Below are 21,408 nucleotides of genomic sequence, written 5' to 3' on the forward strand. Positions count from 1 at the left end.
TTAAGGTTCTCCTCAGCTTTGCTGTTTACAATGTAAGTAAGCTAGAACGCATTCAGATCCTGACCGCCATAACCTTCGCTGCTATATAAGAAATGCCTAAACTTAGAAAAGAGGATGTATATATGAATATAAAAAGAGTAATGATTGTTGGAACGATGATTGTAGCTTTGTCCTTTGGAGGAACGGGCTGGAGCAAGCTGACTGTGAACGCAAGTCCGGTTGCGAAATGGTCCACTGCCGGCACTGCCGAAAAGGAAAACACCGGCGACGACCTGCTTGAGGCCCTGAACATGGCTTCCGATGAAACTTTGTACGAAGCGTTGTATGACGGCAAATCACTCAGGGATATCGCAGCGGAGCGTAAGGGGAACATTAACAGCGTAGTTCAATTGCAGGTAGCCCAGCTCACGGAACAGCTGGATGCACGCCTGGCCAGCGGAAGCATCACCGCCAAGCAATACACAGCTCACCTGGAAGAGCTGAAGGATATTGTTACGGAGAGTCTAAACACCTCATTATGATAACCGGGATACATAGGCATGAGGGTATCTTTATAAAAAACGGCAAAAAGTAAGCAGAGCAGCAATTCTCCCGTTACCGGGGAATCGCTGCTCTGCTTTTTTGGTCATGGGCAGCTTGCTTCAGCAGATTATGAGCAAGCGAAGGGAACCGAACAACGGTCCGTTCGCGGAGCGTCCACCCGAGTGTTCACGTCTATCTGTTGAAAGAAAATAAAGTCTTAGACTAGCGATGCGTCATTAAGCGAACGGGCAGATTACGTTAACAAAAAAATAAAACCTGCACAATTATGTGCCGATTAACCAATTTCCAATATGCAAAAAAGATACCCCTAAAAAAGCCATGTATACATGATAGTATATAAAAAATTCAACATAATTCTATTGATTTTTTGGTGAAAACTGTATGTTATTATGGGACTGCGGAGCAAAATGATAAGGGATGAAGGGAGCAGACCTGCATGATTACGCGCAGAAAAATAGCGCTGGAAAACCGACGCACCATATTTAACTTGGAAATATCAGAAAAAGAATGGCGCTTCGTTACGTCCCCGAAGCGAAAGGAAGGGTAACGATGATTATGACACAAAAAGAAATGCTGTTCATTGTGCAATCACAACTTGCAATTGACCTGAATTGCTCTATCGATGACTTTAACGGCGAGAGGGACAGCATTATTTTTGTTGAAGCTAAAGAAAATCCTGGATGCAGGCCATTTCCGAGAAAGGCGCGTTATTTCGAAATTGTGTCTATGGGGAAATCAATTGTAGTATCGGCTACATCCGAACGGTTGTTAATTGCCAAAACACAGATGCAGGGCAAAGACAGGGATACCGTATTCTCCTTGCCATTTATCAGGGGTCTTTATTTGCATTTTCTTCCTGATGTAAAAAGAATAAAGCCAATGGCACCACCGAATTTTTTTTCATTTGAGCTGATTACGCGAAAAGAAGTGGTCAGTTTACTTGATAACACAAGATTCAATGAAGCTATTATTTATGATACGAATCTTCCCTGGCAGACTGATCTAGCTGTGCTTGCAAAGCAAGGCGGGGAAATTGTTGGTGTGTCAGGAGCAAGCAAAACCTGTGCAAAACTGTGGCAAATTGGCATAGAAGTATTACCCAAATATCGTAATTTGGGATTGGCTAGTTATCTTGTAAACAGGTTAACTTTTGAAATATTGGAACGTGGAGAGATACCGAGTTATGACGTAATCGCCAGTAACATTGCTTCACAGAGAGTAGCTCAACGATTAGGGTATTTTCCCGCATGGGTGTCTGATTGGCGATGCAATTTTGAAGGACTTGAACAGTAATTGTACCTCAAGAAGCTTCAACTAACCAGTAACGTTAGCTGAATAAAATTACGACGGCTGCCGGTTAATGATCGGCTGCCGTTTTTCTCAACTAACGGACACTCTGGCTCAATAATCACATCACGAGTTAGACGATAAACAAAAAAATATGAGGTATGCGGAGCCGATGAAGAATTCTTTAAGAAGTTTCAAAACTCGGGTAATTTATGAGAACCGATTATTAGGGTACCGTAACATTACGGAATACCGCTAAGGGGGAATCTGGATGTTCAAGATTGGGACGTTTGCCAAGATGAGTGGTGTGACGGTTAAAACACTGCGGCACTATGATGAACTCGGCTTGTTAAAGCCTGCGCAAGTAGATGATGAATCGGGATATCGTTTTTATACGGCGGAGCAACTGCTTACTATCCGTCGTATCGCGGGGTTCAAAGAACAAGGTTTGACACTCGAAATGATGCGGCCGTTGTTGAGCGGACCGATCACTCTGGCGCTAGCGGAGCGTACGTTGCTTAGGAAGCGGAAGGAGCTGGAGCAACAGATACAGGAGGCTCAGCGGCAACTTACGGAACTTGATGAGCGTATCGTGCAGATCGAACGGCATGCAAAGGCTCCAGCGGAAGGGAAAATCTCGCTGCGAAGCGTGGAGCCAGTTCTCGTTGCTTCAATCCGCGAGATTTTGCCTCAAAGCCAACTGTGTCTGCTACTCGATGAACTTAAGCAGTATGTCCGCTCACAGGGCGAAAAGTCGGACCTCAACATGACAATCTTATGGCACAAGAGGGCTGATTGCCTCGAAGAGCCTTCAGACATTGAGGTCGCTATTCCTGTTTCTATGGAGATTCCTGACAGTCGCAGGGTGAAGATTCATCAATTGCCCGGTATAAAGGAAGCGGTCTCGTATATCCACAGGTGCGACCCATATAATGACACTTGCAAAGCAAGTGAGGTGGTGCGGACATGGATCGATGAAGAGGGATACAGGCTGGGCGAGATGATCCCGGTACGTGAGGTTTATTTGACGTCGGACAAAGAAATCTATGGCCAGCTCCGAATGGCGGAGGCGATTGTACCGATCGATCGGGCTTGAAAAAAGATAGGGATACACTCTTGACTCTCCCCTTGGGGGGAGGGTTTATCATGGCATCAACCAATTGATAAGGAGTGGATCTACATGTATATGAAACGTCTAGAAGGCCAAATCGCTATTGTAACAGGAGCCAGCCGAGGGATCGGCAGAGGGATCGCACTGCGCCTCGCAGCCGAAGGTGCGATTGTCGTTGTACATTACGGTACACGGCGAGATGCGGCGGATGAGACTGTCGCCATTATCGAAGCAACGGGTGGCACAGCCTTCAGCGTCGGTGCAGATCTCAATACTTTGGATGGAGTCGATCGGCTTCTTAAGATTTTGGATGAGGAGCTCATTCGCAGGACAGGCATCAACCAATTCGATATCTTAATCAATAATGCCGGCATCGGCACATCCTCGTCATTTGAAGAGACAAACGAAGCGGAGTTCGATCGGCTGTTCGCAGTTAATGTCAAGGCGCCGTTCTTCCTCATACAGCAATCGCTCGAACGCTTGCGGGACGGTGGTCGAATCATCAATATCTCATCTGGAGTGACACGCATTGCTTATCCAAATATCATGGCCTACAACTTAACTAAAGGAGCCGTCAATACATTCACCTTACACCTAGCTAAGCTTCTGGGTCCACGTGGGATTACCGTTAACTCCGTCATGCCGGGCATCGTTGATACGGATGTCAACGCGCCGTGGCTGCATTCGGCCGAAGGCCGTCAGTTTGCTGAAGAGATGTCCGCGCTTGGCCGTGTCGGTGAACCATCAGATATCGCGGACATCGTTGCCTTCACGGCGTCGCCAGACGGTCGATGGGTAACGGGACAGATGTTAGATGCGACCGGCGGGTCGCATCTGTAAAGGGTCGTGCTATTGCGACAGTTCTTGAAATGAATGCTGTGTATTTTCAAATTCCGGGATATCGGTACGGGGAACGATAGTTCAATAAAACAGCGGTAGTCCAAGACTTTATTTCGTCCATGGCTGCCGTTGCTTCTCTTATTGGGGTCAGTCTCATAAAAACGAGGGGTGTCCCAAGCAGCCATTGTATGGCTGCTTGGGACACCCCTTCGTATAATTGTGACCGAAGCTATTCTGCTACTTCTCGCGTTTGACTTCCAGAATATCGAGGAAAAAGACGAAGATCGGAATCCCCAGAATCAATCCCCATACACCCAGGTAATGCTCGGAGAACAGCAGCACGATGAAGGTATAGAACATCGGCAGGTTCATTTTGGAAGACATCAGCTTCGGATTCAGGAAATAACCTTCAACAAAGTGCAGTACAGCGATCATGACCAGCACATAAATGACCATCACCAATCCGCCAATATTGTATCCTATAATACATAACGGAATCAGCGAAATCACAAAGCCGACCACGGGAATCAGACTCAGCAGGAAGATCATGATCGAGAGCGCGAACAAGTACGGAAAACCCAGGATCCAGAGCCCGATAATCGTAAAAAAGGTGTTAAATAAGGCAATCAAAATCTGTGCTTCAATAACTTTCCCAAAAGAGGAAATGAATTTGCTGCCAAAATACTCAAGCTCCACGTAGAACCAGGATATCTTGCTCTGTTTGAGCCTCGAGGTAAAGGCGACAATCCGGTTCTTCTCCAGGATAAACACCAGACTGAGGATCATAGCCATGACGAAGGTTGTGCCCCAGTTGCTGATTTTCATGACATACTCAATACCTTGAGTCATATAAGATTCATAGTTCAAATCCTTGAGCGTGTTAAATATGTATTGGGTAATCTCATTCTGCGGGATATTGGCAGGGGTCAGGTTGGTCAGGAAATAGGTCAGCTGCTTAATCTGTGTAAATACCTTGGGCAAGTAATTAACAAGGGCGATTACTAATGTTGCGATCAATATCAGGTAAAGAATAACAATAATCACCTTGCTGTTGACTGCCACATATTTATTAATCCGCTTACTGAGCACTACTTGGAAGCTGTTCATTACATAAGCGATCAAAAAAGTTAACAGGATCACATTAAGCATATCTCTAATACTGAACAACAGCAGGGCAACCAGCGCCAGAATAAAAAACCGGCGGACGGTCAGGTTAGCATAATACCGCTTGAATACTTCCATTGTTTCTCTCCATTCATGCACATTTAGGACCTAAGTACAGTCTACAGTAAGGAAAACACTTATAGCAACTGCACAAACGTCATATTCCCCTAAAAAATTGCATGTTTCAACCCGTAAGTAAGCCTCATTCCTCTATCTGCCTGTTAATTTTACCGTGTGGCTCCACAGGTCATAATCCATATTCAGATGCAGCGCCTTGGACAACCTGCCCAGCGGGATCAGCAGAGTGCCCTCCTCAAGCCTGGGTTCTACACCCGTTAGGGGAACTCTTCGTGCATTCACTGTCAGCACCATCGGCGGTTCGCTCCGTTTCAGCTGATCTATGGTCTGGGCAGCACTGAGCAGCTCGCTCCCTCCGTTGAACCGGCAGGTGTTCAGATCCAGACTGGAACCCAGCCCTTCCGTTACATTGAATTTCAGATGGATGCCCAAAGCATTGGTAATTTCCAGCAGGCGGTCATTATAGGACCCGTAAGGGAAAGCGATTGCTGAATCGGTATTGCCCAGTTCTTCCCGAAGCCTGCGCTCGGCTGTGCCCAGATCCTGCCTGACCCTCTGGTAATACTCCTCATTCAGCTCATTCCGGTTCTCGTCATCAATGTACAGCAGTGCACTGGCGGCCGGGCGGCCCCCGCCTTCCGCATCAACAACCCCGTAACGGTGCATATCGTAGGTATGGTTATAAAAGCCCATCCCGGCTGCTTTCATCTCCCTCATTTGCGGCCAGGTCAGCTTGGGAACACTTAGCGTGTCAGGCTTGTCAATAGTAGACACGATGATAAAGTTGACGGCCGTGTAGCCGTATTCCTGCAGGATCGGAAAAGCGAGAGAATAGAAGCTCTCATAACCATCATCAAAAGTCAGCAGCACCGCATTATCAGGAACGGAGCCGTTATCCAGCATGAACTGCCGGTACTGCTCCATTGTAATGACATGGAAGCCCTCCTGCTTGAGCAGCTCCATCTGATCCCTGAACCGGTCGACAGACAATACCCAGGGAAACAGCGGCATCGGCTGCTCCGAGAGATGATGATACATCAGAACGGCTACCTCATCCCTGTAATATACGCCCTCTGGCAGCGGTTCCGGCCTGTCCCAGCCAATCTTCACGTTCAGCGCCTGTTCCGCAAGCTCCTTCGGAATCATCACCTCATGATGGGTATACCGGGCAGGTATGGCGCCCAGAATCTTATGTCCGTTAATATTCAAAGTGACGGTATTAGATGCAGTTATATAGCCTCGGTATGCAAAAAGACAAAGGACAAGGGCGATGAGCATCATCGCCAAGTGAACTCTTTTCAAATTCATAGTCTCCTTAAATTCGCCTGAATGCCCTTTGAAAGCAAAGTGTGTTTCAGGTGAAATCTTCTCACAGACTATGTAACTACATTACCCGGTGACAATTCTACCTGTATAAAGTTACAATATCTTCTTATTTTTGCAGATTTCCGAAGTATTCCCCTTCTTCCAGCCCATCAACAAACCGCTGCAGCCACTCATAATATTGCACGGCGTGTTCCAGCTTGTCCAGATCCCGCAAGCAGCTGCTCCGCTCTTCTTCCGGAGTGCCGGGTGCCTGTGTCAACGCTGCAAGCTCCGGCATCACGGCCGCCAGCGCCTCCTGCATCACATCAATTTCCCGCTGCAGCTTCATAGTGAAGAAGTTCTTGAAGGCCTGGAAGAAATCCGTCTCCGCAGCGTACAGATCCTTGCGCTCACGTTTCTCCGCAAGCTTGGTCACCATCCGCGAAGCCATCAGCGAACGGACACCGTAGCTCATGTTGCTTTTGCTCATATTCATCGTGTTCTTCATTTCCTCAAGGGTCATCGGCTTGTCTTCAAAAAACATAATCCCATACAGCTGCCCAAATGAATAATTGGACCCGTATAAGTCCATAGTCTGGGCAATCGCATCAATTATGGGGCGCAGAAGCTGCTCCCGTGGAGACAAATCCGCGTTGCCTTCGCCAAACGCTGCCTGTTTCATTAGCTGCACCTTCAATCTGTTTGGATTCGTTCCTACTAGATTACACAACTCTTTAGCTTTTTCCCGCGATTCTCAAAAATTTTACACAATCTTTGATAGATGTTTACGTCCCTTTAACCACGCCGTTGCCGCTTGAGTGTACAATTTTTTTTGAACAGAAGAGTGTTCTTCAAAAATTATACAGCAAAATTAAGCAGATGGAATGGGGTATCGGAAAGAAAATGACACGTTCAAAGTGGCTTGGCGGTTTAAAACCGGTGCTCTTCACCTTGCCGGCAATGATTCCGTTCGTATTATTCTGGCTGGCGCCGCTTTTGTATGTATTTTATCTCAGCTTCACGGAATGGGACTTTATGAGCCCGGAGAAGACCTTTGTCGGTCTGGACAACTATATCGATCTCTTGCGCAATCCGGCCTTTTACCAGGCGCTGCGGGTGACCGTGCTGTTCTGTGCGGGAAGCGTGCTGCCCGTCATTCTGATCGGTCTGGGACTGGCCCTCCTGATGAACCGCAAGCTAAAAGGCTCCATGCTCTACCAGGTGCTGTTGTTCTCCCCCTGGGTTACGCCGACCGTTGCCGTCTCCATTGTGTGGTCCTGGATCTACGAGCCCGAGATCGGGCTTGCCAATACAGTGCTTGGCTTCCTGGGTCTTCCCCCAATAGGCTGGCTGCATGATCCGCAGTGGGCACTTATCGGTGTGCTGCTCGTGACCATCTGGAAATCGGTAGGCTGGGCCATGATCTTCTATCTGGTGGCGCTGCGCAATGTGCCTTCCGATCTCTTGGAAGCCGCTGAGCTTGATGGTGCCGGCCCGTTTCAGAAGTTCATGCGGGTTACGCTGCCGCTGATCTCGCCTACCACCCTGTTTCTGTTTATCGTACAGATTATCGGTGCACTTCAGGCCTACGACCAGATCAATGTGCTTACGCAAGGCGGACCTTCCGGCTCTACACGCACGCTGCTCTATATGTATTACCAATCTGCTTTTGAATCCTTCCAGATCGGTGAAGCATCCAGCGTAGCCATGGTTCTTGTCTTTATCTGCATGCTGCTGTCAGTGCTCTCCCTGAACATTAGTAAACGGACCACTCATTATCATTAAAATTTTGTATAAAGGAGACCTTGGTATGCGTTCGATCCAACGGCTTGGCAATCTCTCACGCCATCTCTTCTTCGCGGTCATTGCTGTGCTGATGGCCTTCCCGTTCTACTGGATGGTCACCAGTGCTCTGAAGACCAATGATGAGATTTGGCGCTCGCCGCCTACACTTTGGCCGGAGTTGCCGCTCTGGAGCAATTTTGCCGCTGCCTGGAACGAAGCTCCCTTCGCCAGATACATGGGCAACAGCATCTTCGTAGCCACAGCCATTGTGCTGCTGCAGGTGGTGAATTCCGGAATGATGGCTTACGCGCTGACCCATATGAAGTTCCGGTTAAAAGGGCTGTTCGCAGGGGTAATCCTGTTCGGCTATATGGTCCCGTCTACAGCGGTCTATCTGCCCGGATATCTGGTCCTCTCCGAGCTGCACCTGCTGGACTCCTACGCAGGGCTGATCCTGTCCAACTGTGTCAGTGTATTCTCCATTTTTCTGATCCGGCAGGCCTTTCTGCAGGTGCCCCATGAGCTGGTGGAAGCCGGTGAAGCGGATGGCGCCTCGCATATGCGGATACTCTGGACGCTGATTATGCCAATCACGCGCTCGTCTTTCGCCGTATTGGCGCTGATTACCTTCATTGACCAGTACAACAACTATTTCTGGCCGATGCTGATTACGAAAGACCCCGGCCTCCAGCTGGTATCCGCCGGTCTGCGCAGCTTTTTTGTGGAAGGAGGTGCATACGGATTAAAATGGCCGCTGATCATGGCCGCCAGCGCCTTCACCATCGCCCCGCTGCTGCTTGTATTCCTGCTGGCACAGAAAACCATTATGCGAAGTGTCAACATGACTGCCGGCTCCAATAAAGGTTAAACGCTCAAATATGTATCCAAAGAGGAGAATGATGATGAACGTATTGAAAAGACTATCGGCTCTGTCCATGGTTGCCGGATTTACGATATTGACCGCTTGCGGCGGGAACTCGGGTTCCGGCAACACCACAGCGGCGAATGGAGCAGCAAATGCTCCTTCCTCTGCCTCTCCGGCTGCCCCAAGTGCTCCGGTAACCATCGAATTCTGGTACGGGCTGGGCGGCAAGCTGGGCGAGAACATGGAGGCGCTGATCCAGAAATTCAATGCATCACAGCAGGATGTAATTGTGAAGGGAATTGTCCAGGCTGATTACAGCGAAACCGAGCAGAAGCTCCAGGCCGCCATTGCCACCGGACAAGTCCCGGCCGCAGTGCTCTCTTCCAATGCAGACTGGGCACGCAAAGGATATTTCGCTCCGGTCGACGAGCTGATGGCTCTGGAGCCGGATTTCAATAAAGAGGATTTCGTCCAGACCTTCCTGACCCAGGGACAGGTGGACGGCAAGCAATATTTCCTTCCGATGTACGGAACGACCCAGGTTATGTACTATCGCAAGGACACGTTTGAGAAAAACGGGATCGATGCCAGCCAGCTGAAGACGTGGGAAGACCTTGCTGCCGCTGCCGGGAAAATGACCGTTAAAGAGGGCGGCAAAACAACCTTTTACGGCTGGGAACCGATGTGGGGCTCCGGCAACATGGTGGATGCCGTGCTGAGCAAGGGCGGCAGTATTCTCAGCGAAGATGGAACGAAGGTAACCCTCGACACGCCCGAGTGGGTAGAGACCTGGGACCTGTTCCGCAAATGGATTCACGAGGATCAGATTATGCGGATTCACTCCGGCGGACAAGGCTGGGAGTACTGGTACAAAACGATTGATGATGTCATGAAAGGCCAGGCCGCAGGCTACACAGGCTCCAGCGGCGACCAGGGCGATCTCGACTTCAGCATTGTCTCCGCGATGGAACAGCCGGGCTGGGAAGGCGTCGGCGAAGGCAAGCCGGTAGCGCAGGCCATCATGGCCGGTATTCCGGCCAAGGCCGGCGATGCAGAGAAGCAGGCAGCCATGAAATGGTTCACTTACTTCACCAATTCGGAGAACACAGCCACTTGGTCTATTAACACCGGCTACATTGCCGTACGCCAGTCCGCTCTGGAAGATCCGGCCTTCGTGAAGTTCAGCGAGAGCAATCCGCAGATCAAAATCCCGCTGATGCAGGCAGCCCATGGCTCTGCACCGTTCCAGGACCCTACCGGCGGCAAGATCAACGATGCGCTCACGATCGCGGCTGACAAAGTGCAAATCGAGAATATCCCGGCAGCAGAAGCGCTTCAGGAAGCCCAGAAGACCGCACAAGCTGCTTTGGATAAATTGAAATAATGGGACAGCCGCTCATGACCGAGCTGATCACTCCTCAAGGGAGCCGCTCCGTCTCGGCCATTCTCTTCGACAAAGACGGCACGCTGCTCCAGTTCGTCTCTCTCTGGGGAAGCTGGAGTGAATGCTTCCTGAAGCACTTCACCCGGCGGTTAGAAGAACGCGGACTGCCGGTTCCGGCAAAGCAGATCCCCGGACTCTGGGGGACACAGCATGATACAGAGGGACATATCACGGAGGTAGACCGGAACGGGCCGCTTGCTATGGGCACGATGGACGACCTCTACGCCATCCTGTCCTGGCAGGGCTACTCGCTCGGCTTGTCCTGGGCTGAGTCGATGGAGCTGGTTCACCGCTGCCGGCTGGAGGCCGATGCCCTGCTCGATCGGAGCCGGCCGGCGTTACCCTTGCCGGGATTGCAGCGTTTCCTGGACGAGCTTGCCGCCCAGGGGCTGCCGCTCGCGGTAGTCACCGCCGATGAGACCGCCGCAGCGGAGAAACACCTGGACTGGCTCGGCATCCGGCAGTATTTTGCCGCAGTGGTGGGCACGGACCAGGTGGAGCGCGGCAAACCTTTTGCCGACATGGCCTTGCTCGCCTGCCAAAGGCTGGGTGTCGCCCCTTCCAGCACAGCAGTGATCGGCGACACAAACGGCGATATGCGTATGGCCAAGGCGGCTGGGGCTGCGGTGGCTATTGCGATTGCGGACACCCGGAGCGGTTCGTCCGGGCAGCGCGATCTGCCTGATGCGGACATCATCATAGAGTCCTATGCGGAGCTGCATGTTGGAGGGATGGACCGGTGAGATTTGAAGGCGCGGGGGCGTGGATTTTTCTGGCGATGGCGATTCTGTTTGAACTCTCCGGCACCATCTCCATGAAGCTGTCGGACGGGTTCACACGGACCTGGCCCTCCGTGCTCATGTTCCTCTTCTATGGAATCAGCTTCACCTCGCTGAACTATGCGCTCACCTCCATTAAGGTTGGGGTGGCGTATGCTGTGTGGTCGGGTGCCGGCATTATTATGATCTCCCTGGTGGGAGCGATGTTTTTTGGAGAAAAGATGTCAACCTCCTCTCTGCTGTGGGTAACCGTCATCGTTGCCGGCATTGTGGGGCTAAACATCAGCGGCAAAACGCATTAAAAAAGGAGGCGGCTGGGAAATGAGCATGGACAAGCACAAAGAAACGGATGGACAACCGGTGCTCTCTTTTCAAATTATTACGGATACCCATATCACCGCTGATCCATCGCATGAATATAATCTGAATCTGGAGCAGGCGCTCCGGGATCTCACAGCCCATGCTGAAGGCAGCAGCGGCATTATGCATATTGGCGATGTCACGGATCATGGCTTCCCGGAGGAATATGAAGAAATGCGGCGCATCGTCGGCCTGTATCAGGAAACGCTGCCCGCCTTCCGCTTCACGCTCGGCAATCACGATGTAGGTCTCGGCCACTGGGAATCACGTCTCGCTCTGTATGCTGCAAACACCGGGATGGACGGGCCTTACCACGATCACTGGATCGGCGGGTACCATTTTATTTTCCTCGGTACGGAGGAAGGACTGCCAACATTCTGCGATCTGTCTGCAGAGCAGCTCCTCTGGCTGGACCGGAAGCTGGCGGAGCAGTCCGCGCCGGACAAGCCCATCTTCCTGTTCCTGCACCAGCCGCTCAAGAACACGGTGGCCGGTTCGCTCGAATCACAGGAATGGTACGGGGTAACCCAGGATAGGGAGCTGCGCTCTATTCTGGCCAAATACCCGCAGACCTTGCTCTTCACGGGCCATACCCATTGGGAGCTTGAGGTGGACAATACAATGTACCCCGGCCGCGGCGAGACAGCTACGATGTTCAACGCCGCTTCCGTCGCCTACTTGTGGACCAACGAGGACAAACACAAGACCGGCAGCCAAGGTTACTACGTCGAAGTATACAGCGACAAGGTTCGGGTCAGAGGCCGCGACTTCATGACAGGCAGCTGGATCGAAGCCGCACAATATGAGGTGGCCTATCCTGCAGCGAAGGTTCGCTGACAGAGGGGCGGTTTATGTCCGTGTACACTAAGCTGCGTATACAACAACGAGCACTCTCCGGCAAAAGGCGGGGGAGTGCTCGTTGTTGTATGAGGCGTTCGCAGGTACCCTAAAAATCTCTAATCCGATTACAGCACCTATCGCTGAATAGGCTCAATCCGATAGACTGCTGCATTCCCGGCAACGGTCTGGGGCTTGCTGTAGAGCTTCCAGCCAAAAGACAATACCGACTCCAGCCGCTTCTTCTCATCCGTAGTCAGTTCCACCTCAACAGCTTCTTTGCCCTCCTCCAGCTCCAGCTCCGTCTTCTTGCCCAGCGCAACGGAAAGCCAGCTGCCAATGCCGCGAATCGTATTGTATTTAATCTGATACCCTTCGCGCACCGCCCGCCCGAAGGACTCCGGCTCCTCCTCCTGCAGTGCCGCCAGCCGCGTATAATCAAACTCATATTCACTCTCGTCCACCGGCAGATCGCCGTCACTCACCCGGCGCAGCAGCTCTTCATCCGACCCGCTCAACACCCGCAGTGCTTCAAGCAGCAGCGCATCCCATTGGGACAGCTTCACTCGGCTCAAATTCTCTGACATGTCTTATTCCTCCCATTACAAACTGGCAAGCTCACTTCACAAAGCATACTTAATAATAACCAATCCAATAGCTTTGCTCCATCTTTGAATGATTGAGCTCATTCAACAATTACTTTTTGATACTTGTGGCCCGATGGAGCAGTGAGCGTGGTGGGCAGCACGGTGTGGCACGCGCGTGCAGTGAGCACGATGGGCGGCGCGGTGCGGGGAGTGAGCAATGGGCGGCACGGCGCGGGGAGTGAGCCCGATGCGCGGCACGCGCGGGGAGTGAGCAATGGGCGGCGCGGCGCGAGGAGTGAGCACGGTGGGCCGCACGCGCGGGGAGTGAGCTCGATGGGCCGCACACGCGAGCAGTGAGCCCGATGGGCGGCGCGGTGCGGGGAGTGAGCGTGATGGGCGGCACCCGCGGGGGAGTGAGCGCGGTGGGTGGCGCGGCGCGGGGAGTAGCGAGATGGGCCGCACGGCACGGTGCGTGGACGGCGCGGGGAGTGATTCTGCTGCATAAAGTGCAGCAGAATCACTCTCAAAGCCCCCCGATTTGAATTCTGCTGCATTTTATGCAGCGGAATTTCAGAAAAAACCCGTTTTAGCGCTGCTAATAGAGATTTGGCTGCACATAATGTAGCCAAACCGATCCAGCAGGCTATATCTCTTAAGCCCCCTAATTGAAGTGGAGTCCTTGACATGCAAGAGGTACACTAAGGTAGAGGGAGTGGAGCTGATGAAAAGTAACAAGTTATACGACGAACAGAGGATCAAAGTGGCCCAAGAAGCGATGAATGGAACCAAGCTCTCCTTCCTGGCCCGAAAGTATTCCGTCTCCCCCAGCACCATTACGAATTGGGTAAAGTTCTACAAGGAACGTTTTGGAGAAGGGGCCACCTTGTCCGTCTAGGAACGGATTGAAGATGCTGAGCGCGTCCAAGACCTGGAGACGAAGATGGAGACTGCCATTAAGCTCCTGGGCGAAAAGGATCTGGAGATTGAACTGCTGCGTGAACTCTTAAAAAAAGCCAACCCCGCTTACAGGACAAACTCGAACTCGCCGACGAAACGATAAAGCGGGGGTATTCGGCAACACTCGTACTACGCATCGTTGGGGTTCAACCCTCGACATACTATGCGCATAAAAAACGTCTCATTCGTCTACCCAATGTCCCGATGTCTGTAGTGACTTCCGGTCGTCCCATCCCTGCCTATTCCCTCACCACCGGCGGCCTGCGGATCAGTGACCTGCAGATCGAGGAGTGGCTGAGTGAGCTGGTAGAGGGCGAGGAGAACGGCTACGGCTACCGGAACCTAGCGTACGCCCTATCCGTCCAGCATGCCTTGATCCTCAACCACAAGAAGGCATACCGGTTGTGCAAGAAGCTCGGATTGCTCCAGAAGAAGCCGGGGAGGAACGTGAAATTCCCTCGGCGTCTGGCGCGGAATCGAGTGGTCACTGGCCCCAACCAACTCTGGCAGATTGACATTTAATATGGATATATTCATGGCTACGACCGCTTCTTTTTTATCTTTGACATGATCGATGTGTTTGACCGCTGCATCGTCGGCTACCACGTAGGAGCGAGCTGTACTGCAAAGCAAGTCTGTGTCACCTTAAGGGAGGCTCTGGCCAGACGTCTGCAGCCCGGAGAGTCCCCTCCGGTCATCCGTTCAGATAACGGCCCGCAATTCCTAAGCGAGGTCTTTGGAGAGCTATGCGCGGAAACAGAGCGACCCCTGGAGCACGAGCGTATTCCTCCAAAAACGCCGAATATGAACGCCTATATTGAGTCTTTTCACAGCATTTTGGAGAGAGATTTTTACGAAAATGTACTTTGAAACGTTTGAAGAAGTCTATGAAGCTGTCGCAGTCTATATTGAATTTTACAACGAGCGCCGCTTCCATGGCAGCTTACAGCGCATGAGCCCTAACCAATACCACGCCGCATGGAAAGCTGGTCAGCTAAAACCAATAGAAATGAAGCTGTAAACGAGATACTGCGAAAACAGTCGTTTTTAACAGAATGACTCCATAATTAGGGGGCCGAACCGATATAATCAATTTCTGCTGCACATAATGCAGCAGAATGCCGTTTCAGCGCAAGATGCGCTGAATGCTCTATTACTCGAACCACGCATAACCTGCCGCTAAATGGTATGAGCAAGCTGCAAGTAAACTAAACCGACTCACACCAAATGATAGCTCACCCTACCCTGCCGGGCGGGAGTCGTTTGGTGCGTGGGCGGTGGTCGTCCGCAGGAGCGGGCGCAGTTGGCGCGGCGTGGGCGGTATGGGCGGCGCGGCACGGCGCGAGGATTGATTCTGCTGCATAAAGTGCAGCAGAATCACTCTCAAAGCCCCCCGATCTGAATTCTGCTGCATTTTATGCAGCGGAATTTCAGGAAAACCCCCTTTTAGCGCTGTAGACAGAGATTTGGCTGCACATAATGCAGCCAAACCGCTCAAGCAGGCTATATAATCAATTTCTGCTGCACAATATGCAGCAGAATGCCGCTACAGCGTTTGATGCGCTGAATGAGCCTGTGATCGGCTGTTCCCACCTCACATTTTTCAGAAAATCCCCATACACCCATGAACAAAAACCGTTCACCCCCGCATACCCTATCAATGACGAGCGTGTGCTGCAGAGACCCTAACCTCTCTGGAGAACCGTTAATCCCGTCAAAGGAGGTGCGGCATGAAGGAGCACAAGACACGTATACTGCTGGGTAGTCCGATTCATCAGAAGCCGCTTGTTCTACGCCAATTTCTGGACTCGCTGCTCCGGCTGGACATAAAGGGGATTGAGCTTGACTTCTACCTGATTGACGACAATGACAATGAAGAATCCAGCCTGCTCCTGCAGCAGTTTAAGGGCGAGCACACACATATTCTACTCCAGCCCTCGGGATACCATGATACTTACATCCGCAACGACACTACTCACTTTTGGAACTCCACGCTGGTCTGGAAGGTTGCCAATTTCAAAAATATGATGATTCAGCGCGCCGCACTTCTGGACTATGACTACCTGTTCCTGATCGACTCCGACCTCATTCTTCACCCGGCTACCCTGAAGCACCTGATCGAAACGGACCGCGATATCATTTCTGAAGTCTTCTGGACCCAGTGGCAGCCGGACTCCATGCTTCAGCCGCAAGTGTGGATGCATGATGAATACAATCAATGGGAGCGGCTGCCGGGGGAAAAGCTCTCGCCCGATGAAATCAACCGCAGATTTCACGAGTTCATCGCCAAGCTGCAAGCCCCGGGCATCTATGAGGTCGGCGGCCTTGGTGCCTGCACCCTGATCAGCCGCGCCGCTATCGCCTCCGGGGTCAGCTATAATCAGGTCCGGAATATCTCCTACTGGGGAGAGGACCGGCATTTCTGCATCCGCGCGGCTGCGCTTGGCATTCCGCTGTATGTCGATACGCATTATCCCGCACTGCATCTGTACAGGGACAGCGATCTGGAGCGGGTCGGCGATTTTATCCAAAAAACCTCCGCCACAGCCGAACCCGCTTCTGAGCCCGGTCCACCGCCGCAGCCTGAAGCTGAACCTCCTGAACCTCCTTCTGCTCCCGTACAGATTAGCCAGCGCCCCAAACTGACTTTGACCATGATTGTCAAAAATGAAAGTGGCCGTTTCCTGCGTCAGGTTCTGGAGGAACACCGCAAATATATCGATGAAGCCGTCATTATTGACGATGGCAGCACAGATGATACAGCCGCTGTCTGTCTGGAAGTGCTGGAGGGCATCCCCGTCCACCTCGTGCAGAATACCGCCTCGAAATTCAGCAATGAAATTGAGCTGCGCACCCAGCAGTGGGAAGAGGTTATCAAAACGAAGCCCGAATGGATTCTAAATCTGGACGGCGACGAGATTTTTGAAGCGGGTTTTGCCGAAGAGATCGGTCATTTGCTGCGGGAACCGGGGGTGGATCTGTACTGCTTCCGGCTCTACGATTTCTGGAACGAGGATCATTACCGCGAAGATGCCTACTGGCGCTCACATCTCAGCTACCGCCCGTTTCTGCTCCGCTACAAAAAGGATTTTCATTACGTGTGGAATGAAGTCCCGCAGCATTGCGGGCGGTTTCCGGAGAATATATTCGAGCTTCCTCATCAGTTAAGCAACCTGCGGCTCAAGCATCTCGGCTGGTCCAGGGCTGAATTCCGGCTGGAGAAATATTTGCGCTATATGCATCTTGATCCCGAAGGAAAATACGGATGGAAAGAGCAGTATATCTCGATCCTGGATCAGCATCCCCATTTGGTTCCCTGGAGCGAGTAAGCGGTGGTATAATAGAACACATTCGGCATGTTCGGTTATGCCCCGATCTATTCATTTTCCGGAGGTTCCTAATTGAAAAGTCCTGCACACGCGAAAAGCTCATCCAAAAGAAATTATATCCTGCAGCTGCTGACCGTTTTTGTCGGCTTTCTGATCTTCGGCTTTTCCGAAAATATTAAGGGACCCGCCATCCCGCGCATTCAAAGTGATTTACGGCTGGATGAGATGCAGCTTGGCACCCTTTTATCGCTGAACTCGCTTGGTTATTTGCTGGCCTGCACCTTTACCGCCTACCTGATTCGCCGTATAGGCGTCAAAGTGGTCAGTCTGATTGCTTTTGGTTCTATGGCGGCTTCCGGCGTCTTTATCTTTCTGTCCCATAGCTATCCGGTGTTGTCCGGTTCCTTTTTCCTGATGTACATCGGCAACGGGATGCTGGAGATTGGCCTGGCGGTGCTCGGAGCGCGGATTTTTGTCAAAAATACGGGCACGATGATGAATCTGTCCCATTTTTTCTATGGGCTCAGCTCGACAGTCGCTCCACTGGTCTCTTCGGGGCTGATGACCGTTACCGTCTTTGGCCATATGTTGGATTGGCGGGGAGTGTACCTTATCATCCTGTCTTTGTCCGTGGTGCCGATGATCCCGGCTGTGATGGGCAAATTCCTTGGAGATGCCACCTTGGCCGAGGACCGGATACCGCTTAAGGCGATTGCCCGCGACCCGGTCATCTGGCTGCTGGTCACCGTCCTTTCCTTCGGCGTCATTTCTGAGCTTGCGGTGGGCGGCTGGCTGGTTAACTTTCTGGAAAAAGCCTACGGCTGGGAAAGCTCCGCAGCAGCGGGCATGCTGTCCGCCTTTTTCCTCTGCTTCACGCTGGCCCGGCTGCTGCTCGGTCCCGTGACGGACAAAATCGGCTTCACCCTGTCGCTGATCATTTTGGCCGGATTTTCGGGCCTTTGCACTTTTGCGGCGATTGTTGCCGGTGAGCCGGGAGCGTTCCTGTTTGCCTTGGCGGGGGCAGGCATCGCTCCGATTTACCCTACGGTTATGGCCCTGATTGCCGACAGGTACCGCAAGAGCAGCGATGCCGCCATAACGTTCGTTGTCACCTTGATGGGGGTGGCCTGCGTGTTGGGCAATTATTTCATTGGGGCTTTAACGAATGGCATCAAAAACCTGTTCGCTGCCGGTGCCGCTGAAGGCACGGGACTGCTCAGGGGACTTCAGGCCGGATATGCCTTCATTGGCCTGTGTGCCCTGCTGTGCTCCCTGTTCGCCTTCCTGCTGTACCGTCATCTGAAACGGAACAACGAGTTGATTTAACCCAAAAAGGGCGTTCCCCGGGCCACAATGGCAGGGAACGCCTTTTTTGATTATACAGGACTCATTACATCAGCGGCTTGTTGCCTCCTAATGGAGACGGTTAAGGCGCCGCCGGACTCGCCGACCTCCATAACCGAACCTTCTTCCGCTTCACCGGCAATAAGCGCACGCGCCACCCGGGTCTCAAGACTGTGCTGGATGAAACGCTTCAGCGGTCTCGCTCCATAGACCGGATCGAAGCCTTCCTTGGCGATGTAACGCGCCGCCGCCTCACTCAGGATCAGCCCGATCCCCCGCTCGGCCAGCCGCAGACGTAGTCCATCCGCCAGTTTATCAACGATCTGTTCAATTTCCGCCAGTGTGAGCGGCTTGAACATGACAATGTCATCCACCCGGTTCAGAAACTCGGGACGAAAATGGCTGCGCAGTTCCTTCATTACCTTGTCCTTGGCGGCTTCCGTAAGCTCGCCGTTAGGATCCGTGCCCTCGATCAGATACGGCGACCCGATATTCGAGGTCATAATAATGATCGTATTCTTGAAATCCACACTGCGGCCCTGCGAATCGGTCAGCCGCCCGTCATCCAGCAGCTGCAGCAGGATGTTGAACACATCCGGGTGGGCTTTTTCCACTTCGTCCAAAAGCACCACCGTATACGGCTGGCGCCGCACCGCTTCGGTCAGTTGGCCGCCTTCTTCATAGCCGACATATCCCGGAGGCGCACCCACCAGGCGGGACACGCTGTGCTTCTCCATGTACTCCGACATGTCAATGCGGATCATGCCGTCTTCGCGGTCGAACAGCGAACCCGCCAGCGCTTTGGCCAGCTCCGTTTTGCCGACACCGGTCGGGCCGAGGAACAGGAACGAGCCAATGGGCCGGTTCGGGTCTTTGATTCCCGCTCTGGCGCGGAGTACGGCATCCGCCACCAGGCCAACGGCTTCGTTCTGCCCGACAACCCGCTCATGCAGTGTGTCCTCCAGCCGCAGCAGTTTCTCCCGCTCGCCTTCAACCAGACGGCTCACCGGAACGCCAGTCCAACGCGACACGATATCGGCGATTTCCTCCTCCGTGACCGCCTCGCGCAGCAGCCGCGTATCCTGATCCGACAAGGCCGCTTCTTCCGCTGTCTTCAGCTGCCGCTCCAGGTCGGGAATGATGCCGTAGCTAAGCTCGGCCGATTTGTTCAGGTCGTAAACCTCCTGCGCATCGACCAAGTCTTTACGGGCTTGTTCCAGGCGTTTTTTGAGCTCACGGATCCCCTGAATGACCGATTTCTCCTTCTCCCAGCGTGCAGTCATGCCCAGATGTTTCTCCCTGAGATCGGCAAGCTCACGCTGCAAGCTCTCCAGCCGCCGGGCGCTGGCCTCATCGGTCTCCTTCTTCAGCGCCGCTTCTTCAATCTCCATCTGCATCAGGCGGCGGGTAACTTCATCCATCTCGCCCGGCATAGAGTCAATCTCCGTGCGGATCATGGCACAGGCCTCATCCACCAGATCGATCGCTTTATCCGGCAGGAAACGGTCCGTAATATACCGGTTGGACAATACACCTGCCGCGACAAGGGCGCTGTCATGGATTTTGACCCCGTGATGCACCTCGAACCGCTCCTTGAGCCCACGCAGAATCGAAATCGTATCTTCAACATCCGGCTCGCTGACCAGCACCTGCTGGAACCGGCGCTCCAGTGCCGGGTCCTTCTCGATATATTTACGGTATTCATCGAGTGTCGTGGCCCCGATACAGTGCAGCTCGCCGCGGGCCAGCATGGGCTTCAGCATATTGCCGGCGTCCATGGCACCTTCGGTTTTGCCTGCACCGACAATGGTATGCACCTCATCAATGAACAGGATAATCCGCCCGTTGCTTTCCCGGATCTCCTTCAGCACTGCCTGCAGCCGCTCCTCAAATTCACCGCGGTATTTGGCTCCAGCCACCAGTGCGCTCATATCGAGCGAGAAAATCGTCTTGTCCTTCAGTCCCTCCGGCACGTCTTTGCGGACGATCCGGTGGGCCAGTCCTTCGACGATGGCTGTCTTCCCTACTCCCGGTTCCCCGATGAGCACCGGGTTATTTTTGGTCTTGCGGGAGAGGATTCGGATAACCCGCCGAATCTCGCCGTCGCGCCCAATAACCGGATCGATCTTGCCGGCCCGCACCTCGGCGACCAGATCGCGCCCGTATTTCTCCAGCACCTCATAGGTGGCTTCCGGCTCCCGACTTGTCACCCGCTGATGCCCGCGGATCTCTGCCAGTACAGCCAGCAGCTTCTCCCGGGTCACGCCGCGGCTGGTAAACATCCCGCGCAGCTCACGGTTCTCGCTGCCCGTATCCGACACCATCGCCAGCACCGCATGCTCAACGGCCACGAAGTCGTCCTGCATCTGTGCGGCTTCCTGCTCCGCTTTCTCCAGCACCCGGATCAGCGACGGCGAGGCATACCGCCGCACCGTTCCCGCGCCGGTGCCGCTTACGCCCGGCTTGCGCTGCAGCAGCTCATCCGTGCTGTGCAGCAGCTCGGCTGCAGGAATATTCATCTTCTGCAGGAGTCTCGGCAGCAGTCCCTCATGCTGCTGGAGCAGCGCCTTCAGCAGATGGAGATGATCAATCTCCTGGTGCCCGCTGCCCGCTGCCAGGGACTGCGCTGCGGCCACCGCCTCCTGCAGCTTTTGCGTTAATTTATTAAAATCCATAAGTCCCCCCACACCTTTCAACGTTATTCGTAGCGTGCCTCTCATTCCGGGCCATCAGCCGGTTTCCGCCGCATCAGAGGCATTTTTGCCTCTCATTTCGCGCCGGCAGCCGATTCCC

23 protein-coding genes are annotated in these 21,408 nt (G+C 52.9%); 16 read left to right on the forward strand and 7 right to left on the reverse strand.

Annotated elements, in window-relative coordinates; translation table 11 throughout:
* Nucleotides 1-122: 122 nt before the first annotated feature.
* The 4 genes from IEY53_RS04380 to IEY53_RS04395 all read left to right on the forward strand — a co-directional run bounded on the left by IEY53_RS04380 (nt 123) and on the right by IEY53_RS04395 (nt 3,781).
* Nucleotides 123-521 (forward strand): hypothetical protein, encoded by a 399-nt coding sequence (locus tag IEY53_RS04380; protein WP_189022386.1) that lies wholly within the window; start codon nt 123-125, stop codon nt 519-521.
* 571 nt (nt 522-1,092) lie between these two features.
* The gene (locus IEY53_RS04385) at nt 1,093-1,836 is read left to right on the forward strand and encodes a GNAT family N-acetyltransferase (RefSeq protein WP_229695980.1); all 744 of its coding nucleotides are present in this window, start codon (nt 1,093-1,095) and stop codon (nt 1,834-1,836) included.
* Nucleotides 1,837-2,101: 265 nt separating this feature from the next.
* Nucleotides 2,102-2,926 (forward strand): MerR family transcriptional regulator, encoded by an 825-nt coding sequence (locus IEY53_RS04390; RefSeq protein WP_189022387.1) that lies wholly within the window; start codon nt 2,102-2,104, stop codon nt 2,924-2,926.
* 90 nt (nt 2,927-3,016) lie between these two features.
* Complete coding sequence (locus IEY53_RS04395; RefSeq protein ID WP_189022609.1) at nt 3,017-3,781, forward strand: SDR family oxidoreductase; 765 nt, start codon at nt 3,017-3,019, stop codon at nt 3,779-3,781.
* Nucleotides 3,782-4,018: 237 nt separating this feature from the next.
* Here the strand turns inward: IEY53_RS04395 and IEY53_RS04400 are convergent, their stop codons facing one another.
* The 3 genes from IEY53_RS04400 to IEY53_RS04410 form a co-directional block, all read right to left on the reverse strand.
* Nucleotides 4,019-5,023 carry an AI-2E family transporter gene (locus tag IEY53_RS04400; protein ID WP_189022388.1) on the reverse strand — a complete coding sequence of 335 codons (1,005 nt, stop codon included), beginning with the start codon at nt 5,021-5,023 and terminating at the stop codon, nt 4,019-4,021.
* A gap of 132 nt (nt 5,024-5,155) precedes the next feature.
* Complete coding sequence (locus IEY53_RS04405; RefSeq protein WP_189022389.1) at nt 5,156-6,325, reverse strand: polysaccharide deacetylase family protein; 1,170 nt, start codon at nt 6,323-6,325, stop codon at nt 5,156-5,158.
* Between the two features lie 130 nt (nt 6,326-6,455).
* Nucleotides 6,456-7,010 carry a GbsR/MarR family transcriptional regulator gene (locus IEY53_RS04410; RefSeq protein ID WP_189022390.1) on the reverse strand — a complete coding sequence of 185 codons (555 nt, stop codon included), beginning with the start codon at nt 7,008-7,010 and terminating at the stop codon, nt 6,456-6,458.
* A 221-nt stretch (nt 7,011-7,231) separates the two neighbouring features.
* Between IEY53_RS04410 and IEY53_RS04415 the strand changes: the two genes are divergently transcribed.
* The 6 genes from IEY53_RS04415 to IEY53_RS04440 are packed head-to-tail and all read left to right on the forward strand — an operon-like array spanning nt 7,232 to nt 12,398.
* Entirely contained in the window at nt 7,232-8,113 is an 882-nt protein-coding gene (locus IEY53_RS04415) for a carbohydrate ABC transporter permease (RefSeq protein ID WP_229695981.1), read from the forward strand.
* Nucleotides 8,114-8,138: 25 nt separating this feature from the next.
* Complete coding sequence (locus tag IEY53_RS04420; RefSeq protein ID WP_189022392.1) at nt 8,139-8,981, forward strand: carbohydrate ABC transporter permease; 843 nt, start codon at nt 8,139-8,141, stop codon at nt 8,979-8,981.
* 34 nt (nt 8,982-9,015) lie between these two features.
* Nucleotides 9,016-10,362, forward strand: a complete 1,347-nt coding sequence (locus IEY53_RS04425) for an ABC transporter substrate-binding protein (RefSeq protein WP_189022393.1) — start codon at nt 9,016-9,018, stop codon at nt 10,360-10,362.
* Nucleotides 10,362-11,165, forward strand: a complete 804-nt coding sequence (locus tag IEY53_RS04430) for an HAD family hydrolase (RefSeq protein ID WP_189022394.1) — start codon at nt 10,362-10,364, stop codon at nt 11,163-11,165. Before IEY53_RS04425 ends, IEY53_RS04430 begins: the two co-directional genes overlap by 1 nt.
* Entirely contained in the window at nt 11,162-11,503 is a 342-nt protein-coding gene (locus IEY53_RS04435) for a DMT family transporter (protein WP_189022395.1), read from the forward strand. Before IEY53_RS04430 ends, IEY53_RS04435 begins: the two co-directional genes overlap by 4 nt.
* Before the next feature lie 19 nt (nt 11,504-11,522).
* Complete coding sequence (locus IEY53_RS04440) at nt 11,523-12,398, forward strand: metallophosphoesterase family protein (protein ID WP_373293796.1); 876 nt, start codon at nt 11,523-11,525, stop codon at nt 12,396-12,398.
* Nucleotides 12,399-12,535: 137 nt separating this feature from the next.
* Here IEY53_RS04440 and IEY53_RS04445 read toward each other — a convergent pair whose 3' ends face one another.
* Complete coding sequence (locus IEY53_RS04445; protein ID WP_189022396.1) at nt 12,536-12,985, reverse strand: hypothetical protein; 450 nt, start codon at nt 12,983-12,985, stop codon at nt 12,536-12,538.
* 392 nt (nt 12,986-13,377) lie between these two features.
* Between IEY53_RS04445 and IEY53_RS04450 the strand changes: the two genes are divergently transcribed.
* Together IEY53_RS04450 and IEY53_RS04455 are read left to right on the forward strand one after the other, a co-directional pair.
* Complete coding sequence (locus IEY53_RS04450; RefSeq protein WP_189022397.1) at nt 13,378-13,527, forward strand: hypothetical protein; 150 nt, start codon at nt 13,378-13,380, stop codon at nt 13,525-13,527.
* Between the two features lie 179 nt (nt 13,528-13,706).
* A complete protein-coding gene (locus IEY53_RS04455; RefSeq protein ID WP_189022398.1) occupies nt 13,707-13,880 on the forward strand; it encodes a helix-turn-helix domain-containing protein in 174 nt (57 codons plus the stop codon).
* A gap of 416 nt (nt 13,881-14,296) precedes the next feature.
* Here IEY53_RS04455 and IEY53_RS04460 read toward each other — a convergent pair whose 3' ends face one another.
* A complete protein-coding gene (locus IEY53_RS04460; RefSeq protein ID WP_189022638.1) occupies nt 14,297-14,575 on the reverse strand; it encodes a hypothetical protein in 279 nt (92 codons plus the stop codon).
* Between IEY53_RS04460 and IEY53_RS36010 the strand changes: the two genes are divergently transcribed.
* Entirely contained in the window at nt 14,510-14,812 is a 303-nt protein-coding gene (locus IEY53_RS36010; RefSeq protein ID WP_189022399.1) for a DDE-type integrase/transposase/recombinase, read from the forward strand. The two genes, IEY53_RS04460 and IEY53_RS36010, sit on opposite strands and share 66 nt — an antisense overlap.
* Nucleotides 14,760-14,963, forward strand: a complete 204-nt coding sequence (locus IEY53_RS04470; RefSeq protein WP_268240750.1) for an IS3 family transposase — start codon at nt 14,760-14,762, stop codon at nt 14,961-14,963. The genes IEY53_RS36010 and IEY53_RS04470 overlap by 53 nt, the downstream gene beginning before the upstream one ends.
* 219 nt (nt 14,964-15,182) lie before the next feature.
* Here the strand turns inward: IEY53_RS04470 and IEY53_RS04475 are convergent, their stop codons facing one another.
* Nucleotides 15,183-15,440, reverse strand: coding sequence for a hypothetical protein (locus IEY53_RS04475; RefSeq protein WP_189022401.1), 258 nt, complete (start codon nt 15,438-15,440; stop codon nt 15,183-15,185).
* A gap of 232 nt (nt 15,441-15,672) precedes the next feature.
* Here IEY53_RS04475 and IEY53_RS04480 point away from each other — a divergent pair, with 232 nt between their 5' ends.
* A complete protein-coding gene (locus IEY53_RS04480) occupies nt 15,673-17,271 on the forward strand; it encodes a glycosyltransferase family 2 protein (protein WP_189022402.1) in 1,599 nt (532 codons plus the stop codon).
* Between the two features lie 72 nt (nt 17,272-17,343).
* Complete coding sequence (locus IEY53_RS04485) at nt 17,344-18,597, forward strand: MFS transporter (protein ID WP_189022403.1); 1,254 nt, start codon at nt 17,344-17,346, stop codon at nt 18,595-18,597.
* Between the two features lie 50 nt (nt 18,598-18,647).
* On the opposite strand, the gene clpB is transcribed toward IEY53_RS04485, so the two are convergent.
* Entirely contained in the window at nt 18,648-21,290 is a 2,643-nt protein-coding gene (clpB, locus tag IEY53_RS04490; RefSeq protein ID WP_189022613.1) for an ATP-dependent chaperone ClpB, read from the reverse strand.
* Nucleotides 21,291-21,408 lie beyond the last annotated feature (118 nt).

Origin of the sequence: Paenibacillus albidus (genome assembly GCF_014644435.1) — a bacterium.
Lineage (GTDB): Bacteria > Bacillota > Bacilli > Paenibacillales > Paenibacillaceae > Paenibacillus_AQ > Paenibacillus_AQ albidus.

What these genes read in the sequence shown, in the direction of transcription:
- IEY53_RS04380 (WP_189022386.1), top strand. Translation starts at nt 123, where the DNA reads ATGAATATAAAAAGAGTAATGATTGTTGGAACGATGATTGTAGCTTTG.
- IEY53_RS04385 (WP_229695980.1), top strand. Translation starts at nt 1,093, where the DNA reads ATGATTATGACACAAAAAGAAATGCTGTTCATTGTGCAATCACAACTT.
- IEY53_RS04390 (WP_189022387.1), top strand. Translation starts at nt 2,102, where the DNA reads ATGTTCAAGATTGGGACGTTTGCCAAGATGAGTGGTGTGACGGTTAAA.
- IEY53_RS04395 (WP_189022609.1), top strand. Translation starts at nt 3,017, where the DNA reads ATGAAACGTCTAGAAGGCCAAATCGCTATTGTAACAGGAGCCAGCCGA.
- IEY53_RS04400 (WP_189022388.1), bottom strand. Translation starts at nt 5,023, where the DNA reads ATGGAAGTATTCAAGCGGTATTATGCTAACCTGACCGTCCGCCGGTTT.
- IEY53_RS04410 (WP_189022390.1), bottom strand. Translation starts at nt 7,010, where the DNA reads ATGAAACAGGCAGCGTTTGGCGAAGGCAACGCGGATTTGTCTCCACGG.
- IEY53_RS04415 (WP_229695981.1), top strand. Translation starts at nt 7,232, where the DNA reads ATGACACGTTCAAAGTGGCTTGGCGGTTTAAAACCGGTGCTCTTCACC.
- IEY53_RS04420 (WP_189022392.1), top strand. Translation starts at nt 8,139, where the DNA reads ATGCGTTCGATCCAACGGCTTGGCAATCTCTCACGCCATCTCTTCTTC.
- IEY53_RS04425 (WP_189022393.1), top strand. Translation starts at nt 9,016, where the DNA reads ATGAACGTATTGAAAAGACTATCGGCTCTGTCCATGGTTGCCGGATTT.
- IEY53_RS04430 (WP_189022394.1), top strand. Translation starts at nt 10,362, where the DNA reads ATGGGACAGCCGCTCATGACCGAGCTGATCACTCCTCAAGGGAGCCGC.
- IEY53_RS04440 (WP_373293796.1), top strand. Translation starts at nt 11,523, where the DNA reads ATGAGCATGGACAAGCACAAAGAAACGGATGGACAACCGGTGCTCTCT.
- IEY53_RS04445 (WP_189022396.1), bottom strand. Translation starts at nt 12,985, where the DNA reads ATGTCAGAGAATTTGAGCCGAGTGAAGCTGTCCCAATGGGATGCGCTG.
- IEY53_RS04450 (WP_189022397.1), top strand. Translation starts at nt 13,378, where the DNA reads ATGGGCGGCACCCGCGGGGGAGTGAGCGCGGTGGGTGGCGCGGCGCGG.
- IEY53_RS04455 (WP_189022398.1), top strand. Translation starts at nt 13,707, where the DNA reads ATGAAAAGTAACAAGTTATACGACGAACAGAGGATCAAAGTGGCCCAA.
- IEY53_RS36010 (WP_189022399.1), top strand. Translation starts at nt 14,510, where the DNA reads ATGATCGATGTGTTTGACCGCTGCATCGTCGGCTACCACGTAGGAGCG.
- IEY53_RS04480 (WP_189022402.1), top strand. Translation starts at nt 15,673, where the DNA reads ATGAAGGAGCACAAGACACGTATACTGCTGGGTAGTCCGATTCATCAG.
- clpB (WP_189022613.1), bottom strand. Translation starts at nt 21,290, where the DNA reads ATGGATTTTAATAAATTAACGCAAAAGCTGCAGGAGGCGGTGGCCGCA.